The organism is Mycobacterium sp. NGS63 (assembly GCF_059812295.1).
Map to the genome: position 1 here is coordinate 208,255 of NZ_JCALCJ010000002.1, position 17,071 is coordinate 225,325.

Consider the following 17,071-nt stretch of genomic DNA (forward strand, 5'->3'; position numbering starts at 1 on the left):
CGAGCGGTTCAGCCTGCTCAACGTAGGTAACGATCTGGTTTCTCAGGCAAACCTCAGGTTGCTCCTATGCCGCGTATACGCCGATGGGCGACGGTATCTCCTATGGAGCGCGGAGTTCGGGGGACCGGGAATACAACTCGCCGGAATGGGAATACGCACTGGCAGCTTCGCGTTGACGCCGTCGAAGAACTGCCGAACCTGGAGGACCCAATCACCACAGCGCTTTTGAGCCCGACGACCATGTCGCACGCCCAGGACTGCCGCGACGACGAATGGGTGGAGACGACCGAGGAGTTGCAGGGCACCGCGGTGTTCGACGCGACCGGGGACAAGGCGACGATGCCGTCGTGGGACGAGCTGGTCCGCCAGCACGCCGACCGCGTGTACCGGCTGGCCTACCGCCTGTCCGGCAACCCGCAGGACGCCGAGGACCTCACCCAGGAGACGTTCATCCGGGTCTTCCGCTCGGTGCAGAACTACCAGCCGGGCACCTTCGAAGGCTGGCTGCACCGCATCACCACCAACCTGTTCCTCGACATGGTGCGCCGGCGCGCCCGCATCCGCATGGAGGCGCTGCCCGAGGACTACGACCGGGTGCCCGCCGACGAGCCCAACCCCGAGCAGATCTACCACGATTCGCGGCTGGGGCCCGACCTGCAGGCGGCGCTGGACTCGCTGCCGCCGGAGTTTCGCGCCGCCGTGGTGCTCTGCGACATCGAGGGTTTGTCGTACGAGGAGATCGGCGCCACCCTGGGCGTGAAGCTGGGCACCGTGCGCAGCCGCATCCACCGCGGACGCCAGGCGCTGCGCGACTACCTGGCCGCGCACCCCGAGCACGCCACGTCGGCTTAGCCCTAACCGTCCTGGCCCGACGCCCCGTGGCCGCCGGCGACGCCGTTGGCGCCGTCGTTCGCGGTGAAGCTGGTGCCGACGCCGCCCTTGCCGCCGGTCCCGAACCCCCCACCGGTGCCCCCGCCGCCGCCGAGGCCGCCCTGGCCGGCCCCGCCGTTGATGCCCGCATCGCCGAACAGCGACCCGCCGCGCCCGCCCGCGCCGCCCAGGCCGCTGCCGCCGCCGTTGCCCCCGGTACCGCCCGTGCCGCCGTCGGCGCCGTTGCCGCCCAGCTGACCGTCGCTGGTCGGGGCGCCCGAGGCGTTGCCGCCGTTGCCACCGCTGCCGCCCACACCGCCGGTGCCGCCGATACCGCCGGCACCACCGGACCCGGCGAAGCCGCCGTTACCTCCGGTGCCGATCAGCCCGGCGGCGCCGCCGTCACCGCCCTGGCCACCCATGCCCCCGGTGCCTCCGACGCCGCCGGTGCCACCGGTGCCGCCGGTGCCACCGACGCCACCGAGTGAGATGGTGGTGCCGTCGAGGGCTGCCCCGGCGAAGCCCCCGGTGCCGCCCGCGCCGCCGAGGGCGCCGCCGCCGCCGATCCCGCCGGTGCCGCCGGCGCCGCCCGCCCCGCCGTTGCCGACGAGCAGGCCACCGTGGCCGCCGTTGCCGCCCGCACCCCCGATGCCGCCGATGCCGCCGGCCGCGCCGGCGCCACCGTCGCCGCCGGTGCCGCCGAAGCCGCCCAGGTTGGAGTTGCCGAAGAGGACGAAGCCGCCCGGGCCCCCGGCGCCACCCGCACCGCCGGGCGCCGATCCGATGGTCCCGTTGCCGCCGAAACCGCCGTTGGCGAAACCGGTGACGGCGCCGGAGGGTCCGGCGGCGGTCCCGCCGGACCCTCCGGCGCCCCCGTTGCCGCCGGCGCCTCCGGTTCCACCACTACCGCCCTGAGCGATCCCGGTGCCGGTCAGGACGTCCGCCGCGCCGCCCGTGCCGCCGGTCCCGCCGGTGGCGCCAAGTCCGCCGGGAGCGCCGTCGGCGCCGTTGGTGGCGGTGACGTTGGTGTTGTTCGCCGAGACGGCGGGGCCGGTCGCCCCGGTGGCCGCCTGCCCGCTCAGAGTCGGGTTGACGCCGTTGGCCCCGGTGAGGCCGGTGCCGCCCTGCCCGCCGGCGCCCCCGGCGCCGAACAGCACCGCGTTGCCGCCGGCGCCGCCGTGCCCGGGAATCCCGCCGTTGACGCCGGCCAGCGCGGCCCCGCCCGCGCCGCCCGCGCCGCCGTTGCCGTACAGCCAGCCGCCGCTGCCGCCGGCGCCGCCGGCCGCCCCGGCCCCGCCCGCCCCGCCGGCCCCGCCGTTGCCCAGCAACCCCGCGGCCCCGCCGTTGCCGCCCGCCTGGCCGGGCAGGCCGCCGCCCCCGGCCCCGCCGTTGCCGAACAGCAATCCCCCCGGCCCGCCGGCCTGCCCCGGCGCCCCAGGCGTCCCGTCGCCGATCAGCGGGCGCCCGAACAGCGCCTGGGCGGGCGCGTTGACCACGGCCGCCGCGTTGGCGGCCTCCGCACCGGCATACGCCGCCGCGCCCGAGGTCATGGCCGTCACGAACTGCCCGTGAAACGCGGCCGCCTGGGCGCTGGCCGCCTGATAGGCCTGGGCGTGTGCGCCGAACAGCGCCGCGACCGCCTCTGACACCTCGTCGGCGCCCGCCGCCAGCACCGCCGTCGTCGGGCCCGCCGCCGTCAGGTGGGCCGCTTGGAGCGCGGCGCCGATGTTTTCCAAATCAGTTGCCGCAGTGGCCAAGTACTCCGGCGCCGCACTAACCCAGGACATCGCCGCCTCCTGCGGACTCGTGAGGCCTAGGCGGGGGGTGCCGACGGCAGCATCAGCCTGGGCGCTCGATGTGAAGTGTGCGCGGCTGGCTGCTTCGGTTGATGGGCAATTTTGCCCATTTAGTTGTTACCGCGTGGGCGCTGTGCGGGCGTGAGTGGCCGCCTGGGTGCGGTTGTCGACGCCGAGTTTGGCCAAGATCGCGCCGACGTGCTTTCCCACGGTTCTGGGGCTGATGGACAGCTTGGTGGCGATGTTGGCGTCGCTGTGCCCGGCCGCGATCAGCTCGAGTACTTCGCGTTCGCGCCGACTCAGCCCGTCGGGATCGGCGAGGATCTCGGAGCGGCGGCTGCGGCGGGTGCGGCCACGCAGATCGGTGAGACGGTGTTGGGCGCGGCGGGCGGCCGCCCGCGCGCCGAGGCGGCGGAACGTTGCCAATGCGTTTTCGACGGCTGCCGCATCGCCGGCGAGTTGGGCGAGGGCGGCCTCGTAGGGGCATCCGCGGCGGGTCCATTCGGCCGCGGCGGCCCGCCAGTCGCCGTCGACCGGAAGCTGTGCCCATTGCCGCAACTGCCACGCCACCCACGGATCCCGGTCGGCGCCCGGTTTGGCCAACGCGCGCTGCGCTTCGACGCGGGCGGCGTCGTCGTCGCCGGCCAGCCACGCCAGCTCGGCGCGCGCCGGCTGCACCGGAAAGAGCCTCATCAATCTGGGGTCGGAGTGCGCGGCGATGTCGTCGAGCAGCGCGGCGACGGGTCGCTCGCCCCGGCGAGCAGTCAGCAGCGCCAGGGTGAGCCGCGGCAAGATCCGCAGCAGCGCCATCAGCCCAGGGCGGGTGGCGACATTCTCGGCGCCGGCGCGGGCGCGTTCCCATGCGCCGCGGCGCAGGTCGACCCACGCGGAAATGCCGACGGTGAACGCCTCGAACGCGAACTGGTTGCGTTCCCGGCAGTAGGCGAGGTTGTCCGCGGCGTAGCGGTCGGCGCGATCGAGGTCGTGGTGCAGCACCGCGATCCAGCAGATGTTGTTGCCCAGCATGGCCGCGTTTTCGCCGTGCGCATCGATGGCCATCGCATCGCGCCAGGCCGATTCGAGCTCGTCCCACCCAATTCCCGTGCGCAGCACGTGGGTCAGCGCGGCGATTCCGCGGGCGCGGACGACGACGGCGTCGTCACCTACCTGGGTGCCCACCACGATCGCCCGGGCGGCGTAGTCGGCCGCGGTCGGGTCAAAGCTCCACACGCCCAACTCGGCCATGTTCGCCAGGGACCACGCCAGCTGCGGGCACGGGCCGGCGTCCTCGACCAGCCGCAGCGACGCCCGCGCCGCGTCGGCGGCCTCGCGGGTGCGGCCCACCGGGAAGAGCTGGTAGGAGAGCCAGCGCAGGTCCTCACTTTCGGCGAGCCGATCGCCCAAGTCGTGGCGCAGCGCGGCCGCCTCGCGCCACGACGCCACCGCCGCGTCGCCCCGGCCGCCCGCGTAGCTGGTGAACGCGTGCTGCTCGAACCATTCCACCCTCTGCTCGGCGGGGACGTCGTCGGCGTGCCGCAGCGCCAGCTCGTACAGCTCGGCGGCCTGGCGGTGTGCCCCCAATCCGCTGGCTCGCTGCGCGGCGGCGATGCCGAACCGTATGGCCGCTTGCTGATCGCAGGCGTGATCGGCATGAAATGCCAACGCCGCCAACGTGTTCGGATCGACGGGTGGTTCGGCCAGCGCGGCCAGGGCCCGGCCGTGCAGCTCGGTGCGCTTGTAGTCGGGGATGCGGTCCACGGTGGCGCGCCGGGCTAACTCATGGCGAAACCGGATCGCGTTCCCGTCGGCAACCAGCACCCCGGCGTCGAGGCATTCGCTCAGCGCTGTGCGGGCCGCCGGGCACACGCGACTTACCAACGCCGCCTCGGCGCGGGGCCCGCACACCGCCGCGGCCCGCGCGGTCTCACGGGCGTCGGCCGACAGCCCGGCCAGCCGGCCCCACACGGCCTCGGAAACGCTGCGCGGCAGGGAGTTTCGGGCCAGCGCGTCGGCCCCGGCCGCCAAAACTTCGGTGACGAAAAAGGGGTTGCCGCCGGTAAGTTCGTGCAGCTGCTCGCCGTTCAGCCCGCTGCCGCTCGCCAGCACCGTCACCGCCTCGCGGCTGAGCGGATCCAATTCGACGCGGCGCACCCCCGCGCACCGGGCGACATCCCCCAGCGTGACCAGCAGCGGATGCTGCCCGCCGAGCTCGTCATCGCGATACGACACCACCAGCAAGAGCGGCAACGACTCGATGCGCCGCGCCACAAAGCGCACCAGGTCCAGGGTGGCCCCGTCGGCCCAATGCGCGTCCTCGATCACCCACACCCACCGGTGCCCGTCGCGCAACGCCGACAGCAGGCGACGGTAGATCGCCGCGGTGTCGGCGGCGTCGATCGCCGCGGCCAGCCCGTCGGCCGCGGGGCCCAGCGCGACCAGCGTGTCGAGTAGCGGACCCAACGGCCGCGGCGCGCCCAAGGGGTCACACCAACCGCGCAACACCCGCACCGATGGCTCCAGCCCCGCGGTGAACCGGTTGATCACTGCCGTCTTGCCGACCCCGGCCTCCCCGCGCAGCAACACCATCCGGCCCGCGGCCCGCCGCGGTGCGCGAGCCAGTCCGCCGAGCTCGGCCAGCACCGCCTCTCGCTCGAGCAGGCGCTCCGCCAGACCGGTCCGGTTCTGGCTAGTCATCGCGGCCCGGCCGGGAAGCGGGCGTCCAAGAAGGGGCAAAAATGCCCATCAAGTGCATCCGTCCGCCGGCGCAGGCTAGACAGCAAGCGCCCCGGGCGGGCGGGGAAAATCCAGCGGCCCCAGCAAACGCACATCCGGACATGATGCGGATTCACTGTAGTCGCGTCACCGCCCGGGCGCGCGACTTGCGTTGGCTCGGATCAGTGGGAGGTGCGCGATGGCGCAACTGGTCGCGGCGAGGCGCCGGCGGCCGCATCCGCGGCTGGCGACAACCGTGTTGCTGTCCGGCGGGCTCGCGGCCGCCGGACTGGGCCTGTCGGCGCCGGCCCAGGCCGGCCCGTCGTATTGGCATTACTGCCCGGGGCATTGGCAGTACACGGTTCCGGTCCCGGCGGGAACGGACCTGAGCGTGTGCCATTGGTTCGCGGTCACGGTGACTCGCGGCCCGTCGGGCCCGATGTACAACTTCGTCGAAGTCGACCCGTCCCAGGTGCCCCCACCGTCGCCCGGCTTCCCGTGGCCGTGAATCGTCGCTGATCCCTCGAGCGTGAATTTCGCGACGCGACGCGCCGAAATTGTGTCGCGGAATTCACGTTCGGCGGGCTATCACCGCGATATCGGCACTACCTCGCGCTACATTCGAGGGATAAGTGTGCGACGAAGGGATCCGGTATGGCCGAGCGAGGAGAGGTGTTTCGCCGCGCGTTCTCCTGGCTGCCCGCACAGTTCGCCTCGCAGAGTGACGCGCCCGTCGGTGCGCCGCGCCGGTTCCGGTCCACCGAGCACCTGTCCATCGAGGCGATCGCGGCGTTCGTCGACGGCGAGCTGCGGATGAACGCCCACCTGCGCGCCGCGCACCACCTGTCGCTGTGCCCGGACTGCGCCGCGGAGGTCGAGGACCAGAGCCGCGCGCGTGCGGCGCTGCGCGACTCCCGCCCGATCCGCATCCCCAGCAACCTGCTCGGGCTGCTGTCCGAAATTCCGCATTACCCGTCCGACCCGTCCAACGAGGACACCGCGACCGAGTTCGACGACCGCGACCAGCGCAAGCGCCGATAGCGCCGCACCCGTGGATACTAGGGTGGACACGGACAACGGCCGTGCGGCCCGAACCGGCCGGTAAGCGGCATGTTTCGAGGGGATGATGTGACCTCCGACGGCAACGACAGCGGTAACGACAGCGGCGCCAACGGGGCGGAGCGCCTGCCGCCGCGCCCCATCTCCCGGCCGCCGGTCGACGCCGCATCGGCTCAGACGTTCAGCCGTCCGACCGGCCTGCGCGGCTCCTTCGTCGCCGAGCGCGTCCGCCCGCGCAAGTACCAAGAGCAGGTCGAGTACGTCCCCCGCGATCGCCCGGCCGATCCCGTCCTCGGCGAGGCGTTCGGCCGGCCCGCCGGCACCGCGGACTCGCTGCAGCGCCACCCGATCGACGCCGGCGCGCTGGCCGGCGAGAAGGACGGCGCCGAGCCCGAAGGCGCCGACGACCCGTGGCGCGACCCCGGCGCCGGGGCCGCGCTGGGGACCCCGGCGGTGGCCCCGTCGGGGCCGCAGGGCGTGCCGGGCTACCGCGGCAAGCTCGGGGTGCGCGACGTGCTGTTCGGCAACAAGGTGTCCTACCTGGCGCTGGCCGTCCTGCTGGCGATCGCGCTGGTGATCGGCGCCATCGGCGGGGTGATCGGCCGCAAGACGGCCGAGGTCGTCGAGGCCTTCACCACCTCGAAGGTGACGCTGTCGACCAGCAACAACGGGGAGTCGCCGGCGGGCCGGTTCGCCAAGGTGGCGTCGGCGACGGCCAACTCGGTGGTGACCATCGAGTCCAAGAGCGACCAGGAGGGCATGCAGGGCTCCGGCGTCGTCGTCGACGGCCGCGGCTACATCGTCACCAACAACCACGTCATCTCCGAGGCCGCCAACAACCCCAGCCAGTTCAAGACGACGGTGGTGTTCAACGACGGCAAGGAGGTCCCCGCCAACCTGGTCGGCCGCGACCCCAAGACCGACCTGGCGGTGCTCAAGGTCGACAACGTCGACAACCTGAGCGTGGCCCAGCTGGGCGACTCCGACAAGGTCCGCGTCGGCGACGAGGTGCTGGCCGCCGGCGCGCCGCTGGGCCTGCGCAGCACCGTGACCCACGGCATCGTCAGCGCCCTGCACCGGCCCGTCCCGCTGTCCGGGGAGGGCTCCGACACCGACACCGTCATCGACGCCGTGCAGACCGACGCATCGATCAACCACGGCAACTCCGGTGGCCCGCTGATCGACATGAACTCCCAGGTGATCGGCATCAACACCGCGGGCAAGTCGCTGTCGGACAGCGCCAGCGGGCTGGGCTTCGCGATCCCGATCAACGAGGCCAAGCAGGTCGCGCAGACGCTGATCAAGGACGGCAAGATCGTGCACCCGACGCTGGGGGTCAGCACCCGCAGCGTGAGCAACGCGATCGCGGCCGGCGCCCAGGTCGCCAACGTGAAGGCGGGCAGCCCCGCGCAGAAGGGCGGGATCCTGGAGAACGACGTGATCGTCAAGGTCGGCAGCCGCAAGGTCGCCGACGCCGACGAGTTCGTCGTCGCCGTGCGGCAGCTGACCATCGGGCAGGACGCGCCGATCGAGGTCGTCCGCGACGGCCGGCACGTCACGCTGACGGTGAAACCCGACGGGGACAAGGGCTAGATGTTCGCCAACGTCGGTTGGGGAGAAATGCTCGTCCTGGTGGTGGTCGGGCTGCTGGTGCTGGGCCCCGAGCGGCTGCCCGGCGCCATCCGCTGGTCGGCCACCGCGCTGCGCCAGGCCCGCGACTACCTGTCCGGCGTGACCAACCAGCTGCGCGAGGACATCGGCCCCGAGTTCGACGACCTGCGCGGCCCGCTGTCCGAGCTGCAGAAGCTGCGCGGCATGACCCCGCGCGCCGCGCTGACCAAGCATCTGTTGGACGGCGACGACTCGTTCTTCACGGGCAACTTCGAGAAGCCGGTGAACGGCGCCCCGCCGAAGCCGGCCGAGCCTTCTGGGCCTGTTGAGGCGGCCGGGCCGTCGGGGCCGGCGCCGTTCGACGCCGACGCGACCTGATCCTGGGGCGCGAGCGACCCCAAATGCACGCCCTCGACGGCGTGTCGGTGTACCGACACGGCCGCTCGCGGGGAGGGGGTTAGTGCTTCGTCGGGTCGAGCCCCAGCGACACGCCGGCCAGGCCGCGCCGCCGCGACGACAGGCTGTCGGCCACGCTGCGCAGCTCCTTGCCGGCCGGGGAATCGGGGGCGCTCAGCACGATCGGCACGCCGGAATCGCCGGCGCTCACCAGCGCCGGGTCCAGCGGGATCTGGCCCAGCAGCGGCACGTCGGCGCCGACGGCGCGCGACAGCCGCTCGGCGACCTGCCGGCCGCCGCCCTCGCCGAACACCTGCAGCGTGCTGCCGTCGGGCAGCGTGAGCCCGGACATGTTCTCCACCACGCCGACGACGCGCTGGCGGGTCTGCAGCGCGATGCTGCCGGCCCGTTCGGCGACCTCGGCCGCGGCCGCCTGCGGCGTGGTCACCACCAGGATCTCGGCGTTCGGCAGCAGCTGCGCCAGCGAGATGGCGACGTCGCCGGTCCCCGGCGGCAGGTCGAGCAGCAGCACGTCCAGGTCACCCCAGTAGACGTCGGCCAGGAACTGCTGCAGCGCCCGGTGCAGCATCGGCCCGCGCCACACCACCGGGGTGTTGCCCTCGGTGAACTGGGCGATCGAGATGACCTTCACCTCGTGGGCGATCGGCGGCAGGATCATCGACTCGACCTGGGTGGGCCGGTCGGTGCTGCCCATCATCCGGGGCACGGAGTGGCCGTGAATGTCGGCGTCGAGCACGCCGACCGATAGCCCGCGCGCGGCCATCGCCGCGGCGAGATTGACTGTGACGCTTGACTTTCCGACGCCGCCCTTGCCGGAGGCGACGGCGTACACCCGGGTCAGGGAGTTGGGCTGCGCGAACGGGATGACGGGCTCGCGGGCGTCCCCGCGCAGCTGCTTGCGCAACTCGGTGCGCTGCTCGTCGCTCATCACGTCGAGGGTGACCTTGACCGCCCCGGTGCCCGGCACGTCGGCGACCGCGGCGGTGACGCGCTCGCTGATCTCCGTCTTCTTCGGGCAGGCGGCGGTGGTCAGGTAGATCCCGACGTGCACGCGGCCGTCGGGCTCGACGTCGACGCTCTTGACCATCCCGAGTTCGGTGATCGGACGGCGCAATTCGGGGTCGATCACCTTCCCCAGGGCGGTGCGGACGGCCGCGCTCAGGTCAGCGGCATCATGACTGGACATCACGCCCGAGTGTAGGCGTGCGAGGTTGCCGGCAGGTCAGGCGCCCGGGCGCGGCCCGGCCGGCGGCGCCGGCGGCGCGGGGGGCGGGGGTGGCGGGGGTGGCGCCCCGAACGCCGGCGGCGCGAACGGCGGCGGCGCGAACGGTTGCGGCGCGAAGGCGGGTGGCGTCGGCATGTTCGAGCCGATGCAGATCACGGTGCAGCCGGGCAGTTGCGTCGGCGACTGCTGCTGCGGGGGCGTCATCCACGGGAACATCGGCTGCTGGGCGACGGTGGGCTGCGTTCCGCTCAGGTCGATCAGCGGCGTGCGGGCGAACGGATCGTCGGTCGGCAGGCCGATGACGTTCATCGGCAGGCCGGGTCCCAGCCCCTCGGGGTTCTCGTCGTGCGCGTTGCCCAGCGGCGGCGGCGGCCCGGTCAGCGCCGGCAGGTCGACCGGGACCACGCCGGTGGCGTACGCCGCGGCCCACCCCAGCACGTTCTGCGCGTAGGGCACCGAGTTGTTGTAGCGCAAGATCGCCGACATCACCTGCGACGGGTCGCGCAGGTTGAGCCCGCCGCTGCACAGGTAGCGGGCGGCGGCCAGCGCGGAGTCGAAGATGTTCTGCGGGTCGGCCGTCCCGTCGCCCTTGCCGTCGGAGGCGTAGCGCGCCCAGGTGCCGGGCAAAAATTGCATCGGCCCCATGGCCCGCGCGTAGGTGGGGCGGGTGCCGACGCTGCTCTGCAGGATGACCTCGTTGCCGGGCAGCGTGCCGTCCAGCGCGGGGCCGTAGATCGGGACGACCGCGGTGCCGCGCGCGTCGACGGCCCCGCCGCCCGCGTGGCCCGACTCGATGCGCCCGATGCCGGCGAGCAGGTTCCAGCTGACACCGCAGCCGGGCGCGGCGGCGGCCATCTTCATCTCCGCGCTGCGGTAGGCGGCCAGCGCGATCGACGGGATCCCCAGCGCGCCGGGCGTATTCACGATCATCGGCGGCGGCGGCGCCGACGGGGCGGCCTCGGCGATGTGGAAGGCCGTCGGCGCGCGGTCCAAAGCGATGACGACCGGCCCGGTGGTGTCGGGGACCGTCGGCGACACCGCGGCGACCGGAAAAATGGCCGCGCTCACCGGCGCGACCTGGCTGTGGACCGGCGGGGCGTGGCCGCCGACGGTGGGCGCGGCACCTCCCACTGCGCCGGCGAAAACGAGGGGAGTGATCACCGCGACGCCGAACGCCGGGCTCTTCGTGGCGCGCTGTGCTCGCTGCCGCACGGCCGCGGCGGCCGGGCGTGCACCCCAGCGTCCCCCAATGCGCACTCGACCGTCCTAAGGTCGGGAAACTACCTGCTTAGCTTCGTGAACCAGATCACAATACATAACCCCCGTGACGGGAGTGGCGCAATGGCGGATTTGATAATTAGCGGGATTTCTTTGCCGCCCGCTCACCGTCTTCACCCGCCCCCACGGCCTCCCCGTCCGCGCCTTCCGGCAGTAGCCCGGCCAGCATAGAACGTATGTCCTCCAGCTCGTGACGCAGGTACTCGCGCGTCGCGACCTCGCCCACGGCCAGCCGCAACGCCGCCAGCTCGCGCGCCAGGTACTCGGTGTCGGCCTTGGTCTGCGCGGCGCGACGGCGGTCCTCCTCGAGCGCGACCCGGTCGCGGTTCTCCTGGCGGTTCTGGGCCAGCAGGATCAGCGGCGCCGCGTAGGCGGCCTGCGTGGAGAACGCCAGGTTGAGCAGGATGAACGGGTAGGGGTCCCAGCGCAGCGCCGCGGCGAACACGTTCACCAAAATCCAGACCACCACGACGATGGTCTGCAACAGCAGGTAGCGGCCGGTGCCGAAGAACCGCGCGATGGACTCGGTGATCTGCCCGACGGCCTCGGGGTCCAGCCGCGGCGAATACCGGCGGGACGTTCGCGGGGTGTACAGCCTGCGCGGCGCCGAGGATTTGCTCACCCGGATCCTCCCAGTCGTCGTTCGATTCGGCCGGTGGTGTCCAGCTCCTGCGCGTCGCGGCGCCAGTCGTGCGGCAGCAGGTGGTCGAGCAGGTCGTCCACGGTCACCGCGCCCAGCAGGTGGTTCTGGTCGTCGAGCACCGGCCCGCACACCAGGTTGTAGGCGGCCAGGTAGCGGGTCACCGCGCCCAGCGGGGTCTCGGGCGTCAGGGTCAGCAGGTCGCTGTCGACGATCCCGCCGACCAGCTCGGCCGGCGCCTCGCGCAGCAGGCGCTGCAACTGCACGACGCCGAGGTAGCGCCCGGTGGGGGTGGCCGTCGGCGGGCGCGCCACGAACACCATCGACGACAGCGCCGGGGTGAGGTCGGGATCGCGGACGCGGGCCAGCGCCTCGGCGACCGACGTGTCGGGGGTCAGCACCACCGGGTTCGACGTCATCAGGCCGCCCGCGGTGTCGGGGGAGTGGGTGAGCAGCCGGCGCACCGGCTCGGACTCGTCGGGGTCCATCCGGGTCAGCAGCATCTCGGCGTCCGTCGGGTTCAGCATGCCCAGCAGGTCGGCGGCGTCGTCGGGGTCCATCTCCTCGAGCACGTCGGCGGACCGGTCGGTGCCCAGCTGGGACAGCACGTCGGCCTGGTCGACCTCGGGCAGCTCCTGCAGGATGTCGGCCAGCCGGTCGTCGTCGAGCGCCTTGAGCACCTCGTAGCGCCGCTTGGGCGGCAGCCCGCGGATCGCGTCGGCCACGTCGACCGCCTTGCGGCCGTCGAACTGGTCCAGCAGCTGCGCCACCCCCTGGCCGGGCAACGCCAGCGCCGACGGCGTCAGGCCCTGCACGTTGTGCCAGTCCACGACGTGCACGGGGCCGCGCCGGCCCAGGCGGCGGTGGCTGCGCACGGCGACGCGGGACACCAGCCAGTCCCGGGTCCGGGTCTGCTCGATGCCCAGATCGGTGATGACGACCTCCTGGCCGGCGAGCTCCGGCAGTTCGGGGTCGTTGACCTTGACCGGGGTGTCGAGCACCTGGCCCATCGCCAGCACCTCGCCGGGCCGCTGCTCGAAGTGGCGCAGCGACACGTTGCCGGTGTTGAGCGTGACGGCGTTGGGCTCGATCGCCGCGACGCGCAGCATCGGGATGAAGATGCTGCGCCGCGTGGCCAGATCGACGACCAGCCCCAGCACGCGGGGCTGCTGGCGCACGATGCTGATGCTGATCACTACGTCGCGGACGCGGCCGAAGCTCTCGCCGAGCGGGCCCAGCACCAACATGCGGGGGAGCCGCGCGACATAGACCCGGTTGACCGATCCCATGGGTGAGAGCCTATTCAGCCGTCACCCGGATGGCTCGGCTAGTGCGAATGGATGCTGAACATCGCGATGATCAAAAACACCACCAGGCTGCCGACGCCGATCACGATGCCGGCCACGGCCATGCCGTAGCCCTCCTGGCGCGTCTGCTTGATCTGGTTCAGCGCGATCACGCCCAGCACGATCGCCAGGATCGAGCCGATGACGCAGCACAGAAACCCGGTGAACGACGCGACGAGCGACGCGATCGCCAGGCCGTTGGTCCCGGCCTGCGCCGGGTAGTCCGGCGTCGGGTAATACCCGCCGGGATACTGGGGCGGATATCCGGGTGGCCCGTAGCCGGGCGGCGGCGGCGGTGGTGGGGCGCCGTAGCCCGGCGGCGCATAGGCCGGGGGATAGCCGGGCGGCGGCTCCCACGGCGGGGTCCAGTCGTCCCGGCCGGGCGGCGGCGTGGCCTCGTCGCCGGGGGGAGCTGACATGGATTCAACCTAACCCATGCGCCGCGCGCGACTCCGCCGCGAATCCGCCGCCCGGAAGTGAGAAGATGGCCGAGGCGGAGGAGAGTGAGCAGCGATGACTAGTCCGTTCCAGCCGGGACAGGTTCCCGGCGCCACGCCCCCGGGCGCCGCGGCCGCTCGGCGTGGCGTGCCGTCGTTGCCGACACCGCCCAAGGGGTGGCCGGTCGGCTCCTATCCCACCTATGCCGAGGCGCAGCGCGCGGTCGACTACCTGTCCGAACAGGAATTCCCGGTGCAGCAGGTGACGATCGTCGGCGTCGACCTGATGCAGGTGGAACGGGTCACCGGCCGGCTGACGTGGCCGAAGGTGCTCGGCGGCGGCGTGCTCAGCGGGGCCTGGCTCGGCCTGTTCATCGGGTTGGTGCTCGGTTTCTTCAGCCCCAACCCGTGGGCCGCGCTGGTCACCGGTCTGGTCGCGGGCGTGTTCTTCGGCCTGATCACCTCGGCCGTCCCGTACGCGATGGCCCGCGGCACAAGGGATTTCAGCTCGACCATGCAACTGGTGGCCGGCCGCTACGACGTGCTCTGCGATCCGCAAAACGCAGAGAAGGCGCGGGATCTGCTGGCGCGCCTGGCGATTTGACGTTGGTGGGTCGTCCTGGGCGGGCGCGCCGGATCGGCGCAATCGCCCTGGCGACGCTGGCGGTCGCATCGTGTGGTTCGGGCCGTGGCGGGCCGGTGGTCAGCTTCTACACGCCGGCCACCGATGCGGCCACGTTCACCGCGGTCGCGCGGGAGTGCACCCGGCAATTGGGGTTTGAGATCCGGCACGTCAGCCTGCCCCGGGGCCCCGGCGAGCAGCGGGTGCAGCTGGCGCGTCGGCTCAGCGCGCACGACCGCGGACTGGACGTGATGGCGCTGGACGTGGTGTGGACCGCGGAGTTCGCCGAGGCGGGCTGGGCGCTGCCGCTGTCCGACGACCCGGCGGGGCGCGCCGAGTCCGACGCGGTGTCCGACACGCTGCCGGGGCCGCTGGCGACGGCCCGGTGGCGGCACCGGCTGTACGGCGCGCCGGTGACGACCAACACCGAATTGCTGTGGTATCGGCCGGATCTGGTAGGCCAACCGCCGGCGACCTGGGACGCCATGGTGGCCGAGGCCGCCAGGCTGCACGCCGCGGGTGGGCCATCCTGGATCGCCGTGCAGGCCAACGAGGGTGAGGGCCTGGTGGTGTGGTTCAACACGCTGCTGGTGAGCGCGGGCGGTCAGGTGCTCTCCGAGGACGGGCGGCAAGTCACGCTGACCGACACGCCCGCGCACCGCGACGCCACCGTGCGCGCGCTGCGGACCCTCAAATCGGTGGCCACCGCGCCGGGCGCCGACCCGTCGATCAGCCGCACCGACGAGTCCACCGCGCGCCTGGCGGTGGAACAGGGCAGGGCCGCCCTCGAGGTCAACTGGCCGTACGTGCTGGCGTCGCTGCTGGAGAACGCGGTCAAGGGCGGGGTGCCGTTCCTGCCGCTGAACCGCGACCCCGCGCTGGCCGGCAGCGTCAACGACGTCGGGACGTTCGTGCCGACCGACGAGCAGTTCCGCATCGCCTACGACGCCAGCCGAAAGGTGTTCGGTTTCGCGCCGTATCCCGGTGTGGCGCAAGGCGTCCCGGCCAAGGTGACGATCGGCGGGCTGAACCTGGCGGTGGCCGGCACCACCGGTCACCGCGCGGAGGCGTTCGAGGCGGTGCGTTGCCTGCGCAGCCTGGCGAGCCAGAAGTACGTGTCGGTGCAGGGCGGCCTGCCCGCGGTGCGGACGTCGCTGTATTCCGATCCGCAGTTTCAGGCCAAGTATCCGATGTGGGCGGTGATCCGCCAGCAGCTCACCGACGCCGCGGTGCGCCCGGCCACGCCGGTGTACCAGGCGTTGTCGCTGCGGCTGTCGTCGGCGCTGAGCCCCATCACCCGGATCGACCCGGAGCGCACCGCCGACGCGCTCGCCGCGCAGGCGCAACAGGCCCTCGACGGCAGGGGGCTGCTGCCGTGACCGAACGGCGGCTGGGCCTCTTTTTGGTGGCCCCGGCGGCGATTCTGATGCTGGTGGTGACGGGCTACCCGATCGGCTACGCGGTGTGGCTCAGCCTGCAGCGCAACAACTTTGCCACTCCCGGCGACACCGCGTTCGTCGGGCTCGGCAACTACCAGACGATTCTGACCGACAAGTATTGGTGGACGGCGCTTTTGGTGACCGCGGCGATCACCGTGGTGTCAGTGGCGATCGAGTTCGCGCTCGGCCTGGCGCTGGCGCTGGTGATGCACCGCACGCTCGTCGGCAGGGGCCTGGTGCGCACCGCGGTGCTGATCCCGTACGGAATCGTCACCGTCGTCGCGTCGTACAGCTGGTACTACGCGTGGACGCCGGGGACGGGCTACCTGGCGAATTTGTTGCCCGCTTCGAGCGCGCCGCTGACGCAACAGATTCCGTCGCTGAGCATCGTCGTGCTCGCCGAGGTGTGGAAGACGACGCCGTTCATGTCGCTGCTGCTGCTGGCCGGGCTGGCGCTGGTGCCCGAGGATCTGGTGAAGGCCGCGCACGTCGACGGGGCCGGCGCCTGGCGGCGGCTGACCCGGGTCACCCTGCCGATCATCAAGCCGGCGGTCGTGGTGGCACTGTTGTTCCGGACGCTGGACGCGTTTCGCATCTTCGACAACATCTACGTGCTGACCGACGGCGCCAACAACACCGAGTCGGTGTCGATCCTGGGCTACGACAACCTGTTCAAGGGTTTCAACGTGGGGCTGGGTTCGGCGATCAGCGTGCTGATCTTTCTGTGCGCGGGCGTGATCGCGCTGGTGTACATCAAGGTGTTCGGCGCGGCCGCACCCGGCGGTGATGCGGAATGAACGCGCGGCGGGTTGCGTTCTGGGCCGTGGTCGACGCGCTGGTCGTGGCGTACGCGCTCGTCCCGGTGCTGTGGATCGTGTCGCTGTCGCTCAAGCCGGCGTCAACGGTCAAGGACGGCAGGCTGATTCCGTCGTCGGTGACGCTGGAGAACTACCGCGGCATCTTCCGGGGCGAGTTCTTCAGCTCGGCGCTGGTCAATTCGATCGGGATCGCGTTGATCACCACGGCGATCGCGGTGGTGCTCGGCGCGATGGCCGCCTACGCGATCGCCCGGCTGAACTTTCCCGGTAAGCGGCTGCTGATCGGCGCCGCCCTGCTGATCACCATGTTCCCGGCCATCTCGCTGGTCACCCCGCTGTTCAACATCGAGCGCTATATCGGCCTGTTCGACACCTGGCCCGGCCTGATCCTGCCCTACATCACTTTCGCGCTGCCCCTGGCGATTTACACGTTGTCGGCGTTCTTCCGGGAGATCCCGTGGGACCTGGAAAAGGCCGCCAAGGTGGACGGCGCGACGCCGGGTCAGGCGTTCCGCAAGGTGATCGTGCCGCTGGCGGCGCCCGGGCTGGTGACCGCGGCGATCCTGGTGTTCATCTTCGCCTGGAACGACCTGCTGCTGGCGCTGTCGCTGACCGCCACCGAGGCCGCGATCACCGCGCCGGTGGCGATCGCGAACTTCAGCGGCAGTTCGCAGTTCGAGGAGCCCACCGGTTCGATCGCGGCCGGCGCCGTCGTGATTACCGTCCCGATCATCGTTTTTGTTCTAATTTTCCAACGACGGATTGTCGCCGGGTTGACCTCTGGCGCTGTGAAGGGATAGC

The 17,071-nt window shown here is 72.0% G+C and carries 15 protein-coding genes and 1 pseudogene; 9 read left to right on the plus strand and 7 right to left on the minus strand.

Translation table 11 applies throughout. From position 1 onward, the window contains the following. The first annotated feature begins 102 nt into the window (after positions 1-102). A complete protein-coding gene (gene sigE, locus AC5Y4Z_RS04340) occupies positions 103-852 on the plus strand; it encodes an RNA polymerase sigma factor SigE (RefSeq protein WP_499961095.1) in 750 nt (249 codons plus the stop codon). Between the two features lie 2 nt (positions 853-854). Here the strand turns inward: sigE and AC5Y4Z_RS04345 are convergent, their stop codons facing one another. Next, positions 855-2,657 carry a PE family protein gene (locus tag AC5Y4Z_RS04345; protein ID WP_499961096.1) on the minus strand — a complete coding sequence of 601 codons (1,803 nt, stop codon included), beginning with the start codon at positions 2,655-2,657 and terminating at the stop codon, positions 855-857. A 126-nt stretch (positions 2,658-2,783) separates the two neighbouring features. Continuing rightward, positions 2,784-5,360 (minus strand): helix-turn-helix transcriptional regulator, encoded by a 2,577-nt coding sequence (locus AC5Y4Z_RS04350; RefSeq protein WP_499961097.1) that lies wholly within the window; start codon positions 5,358-5,360, stop codon positions 2,784-2,786. A gap of 217 nt (positions 5,361-5,577) precedes the next feature. Between AC5Y4Z_RS04350 and AC5Y4Z_RS04355 the strand changes: the two genes are divergently transcribed. The 4 genes from AC5Y4Z_RS04355 to tatB all read left to right on the plus strand — a co-directional run bounded on the left by AC5Y4Z_RS04355 (position 5,578) and on the right by tatB (position 8,426). Beyond that, entirely contained in the window at positions 5,578-5,886 is a 309-nt protein-coding gene (locus tag AC5Y4Z_RS04355) for a hypothetical protein (RefSeq protein WP_499961098.1), read from the plus strand. A 146-nt stretch (positions 5,887-6,032) separates the two neighbouring features. Next, positions 6,033-6,419, plus strand: a complete 387-nt coding sequence (rseA, locus tag AC5Y4Z_RS04360; protein ID WP_499961099.1) for an anti-sigma E factor RseA — start codon at positions 6,033-6,035, stop codon at positions 6,417-6,419. Positions 6,420-6,506: 87 nt separating this feature from the next. Then, positions 6,507-8,030: a serine protease HtrA gene (htrA, locus tag AC5Y4Z_RS04365; protein WP_499961100.1), complete on the plus strand. Its 1,524-nt coding sequence runs from the start codon at positions 6,507-6,509 to the stop codon at positions 8,028-8,030. Further along, positions 8,031-8,426 carry a Sec-independent protein translocase protein TatB gene (gene tatB / locus AC5Y4Z_RS04370; protein WP_499961101.1) on the plus strand — a complete coding sequence of 132 codons (396 nt, stop codon included), beginning with the start codon at positions 8,031-8,033 and terminating at the stop codon, positions 8,424-8,426. Positions 8,427-8,505: 79 nt separating this feature from the next. On the opposite strand, the gene AC5Y4Z_RS04375 is transcribed toward tatB, so the two are convergent. From AC5Y4Z_RS04375 to AC5Y4Z_RS04395, 5 genes and pseudogenes are all read right to left on the minus strand, one after another. Continuing rightward, the gene (locus tag AC5Y4Z_RS04375) at positions 8,506-9,651 is read right to left on the minus strand and encodes an Mrp/NBP35 family ATP-binding protein (protein WP_499961102.1); all 1,146 of its coding nucleotides are present in this window, start codon (positions 9,649-9,651) and stop codon (positions 8,506-8,508) included. A gap of 36 nt (positions 9,652-9,687) precedes the next feature. Next, a complete protein-coding gene (locus AC5Y4Z_RS04380; RefSeq protein WP_499961103.1) occupies positions 9,688-10,947 on the minus strand; it encodes a lytic transglycosylase domain-containing protein in 1,260 nt (419 codons plus the stop codon). Positions 10,948-11,047: 100 nt separating this feature from the next. Beyond that, a complete protein-coding gene (locus tag AC5Y4Z_RS04385; RefSeq protein WP_499961104.1) occupies positions 11,048-11,590 on the minus strand; it encodes a DUF1003 domain-containing protein in 543 nt (180 codons plus the stop codon). Next, positions 11,587-12,897 (minus strand): magnesium transporter MgtE N-terminal domain-containing protein, encoded by a 1,311-nt coding sequence (locus AC5Y4Z_RS04390; RefSeq protein ID WP_499961105.1) that lies wholly within the window; start codon positions 12,895-12,897, stop codon positions 11,587-11,589. The genes AC5Y4Z_RS04385 and AC5Y4Z_RS04390 overlap by 4 nt, the downstream gene beginning before the upstream one ends. A gap of 38 nt (positions 12,898-12,935) precedes the next feature. Further along, positions 12,936-13,364 (minus strand): annotated as a pseudogene (locus AC5Y4Z_RS04395) (DUF4190 domain-containing protein); the annotation flags it as partial. Positions 13,365-13,467: 103 nt separating this feature from the next. Here AC5Y4Z_RS04395 and AC5Y4Z_RS04400 point away from each other — a divergent pair. Genes AC5Y4Z_RS04400 through AC5Y4Z_RS04415 form a run of 4 tightly spaced genes read left to right on the plus strand, consistent with a single transcriptional unit; the run spans position 13,468 to position 17,070 of the window. Beyond that, a complete protein-coding gene (locus tag AC5Y4Z_RS04400) occupies positions 13,468-13,995 on the plus strand; it encodes a YflT domain-containing protein (protein WP_499961106.1) in 528 nt (175 codons plus the stop codon). Positions 13,996-13,997: 2 nt separating this feature from the next. Beyond that, on the plus strand, positions 13,998-15,392 hold the full coding sequence (locus AC5Y4Z_RS04405) for an extracellular solute-binding protein (protein ID WP_499961107.1): 1,395 nt from the start codon (positions 13,998-14,000) through the stop codon (positions 15,390-15,392). After that, positions 15,389-16,249 (plus strand): carbohydrate ABC transporter permease, encoded by an 861-nt coding sequence (locus AC5Y4Z_RS04410; protein WP_499961108.1) that lies wholly within the window; start codon positions 15,389-15,391, stop codon positions 16,247-16,249. Before AC5Y4Z_RS04405 ends, AC5Y4Z_RS04410 begins: the two co-directional genes overlap by 4 nt. Beyond that, positions 16,246-17,070 (plus strand): carbohydrate ABC transporter permease, encoded by an 825-nt coding sequence (locus AC5Y4Z_RS04415; protein ID WP_499961109.1) that lies wholly within the window; start codon positions 16,246-16,248, stop codon positions 17,068-17,070. The genes AC5Y4Z_RS04410 and AC5Y4Z_RS04415 overlap by 4 nt, the downstream gene beginning before the upstream one ends. Position 17,071 lies beyond the last annotated feature (1 nt).

Coding starts and splice junctions, on each gene's coding strand:
- tatB (WP_499961101.1), top strand. CDS start 8,031: ATGTTCGCCAACGTCGGTTGGGGAGAAATGCTCGTCCTGGTGGTGGTC.
- rseA (WP_499961099.1), top strand. CDS start 6,033: ATGGCCGAGCGAGGAGAGGTGTTTCGCCGCGCGTTCTCCTGGCTGCCC.
- AC5Y4Z_RS04415 (WP_499961109.1), top strand. CDS start 16,246: ATGAACGCGCGGCGGGTTGCGTTCTGGGCCGTGGTCGACGCGCTGGTC.
- AC5Y4Z_RS04355 (WP_499961098.1), top strand. CDS start 5,578: ATGGCGCAACTGGTCGCGGCGAGGCGCCGGCGGCCGCATCCGCGGCTG.
- AC5Y4Z_RS04400 (WP_499961106.1), top strand. CDS start 13,468: ATGACTAGTCCGTTCCAGCCGGGACAGGTTCCCGGCGCCACGCCCCCG.
- AC5Y4Z_RS04390 (WP_499961105.1), bottom strand. CDS start 12,897: ATGGGATCGGTCAACCGGGTCTATGTCGCGCGGCTCCCCCGCATGTTG.
- AC5Y4Z_RS04345 (WP_499961096.1), bottom strand. CDS start 2,657: ATGTCCTGGGTTAGTGCGGCGCCGGAGTACTTGGCCACTGCGGCAACT.
- AC5Y4Z_RS04375 (WP_499961102.1), bottom strand. CDS start 9,651: ATGTCCAGTCATGATGCCGCTGACCTGAGCGCGGCCGTCCGCACCGCC.
- AC5Y4Z_RS04350 (WP_499961097.1), bottom strand. CDS start 5,360: ATGACTAGCCAGAACCGGACCGGTCTGGCGGAGCGCCTGCTCGAGCGA.
- sigE (WP_499961095.1), top strand. CDS start 103: ATGGAGCGCGGAGTTCGGGGGACCGGGAATACAACTCGCCGGAATGGG.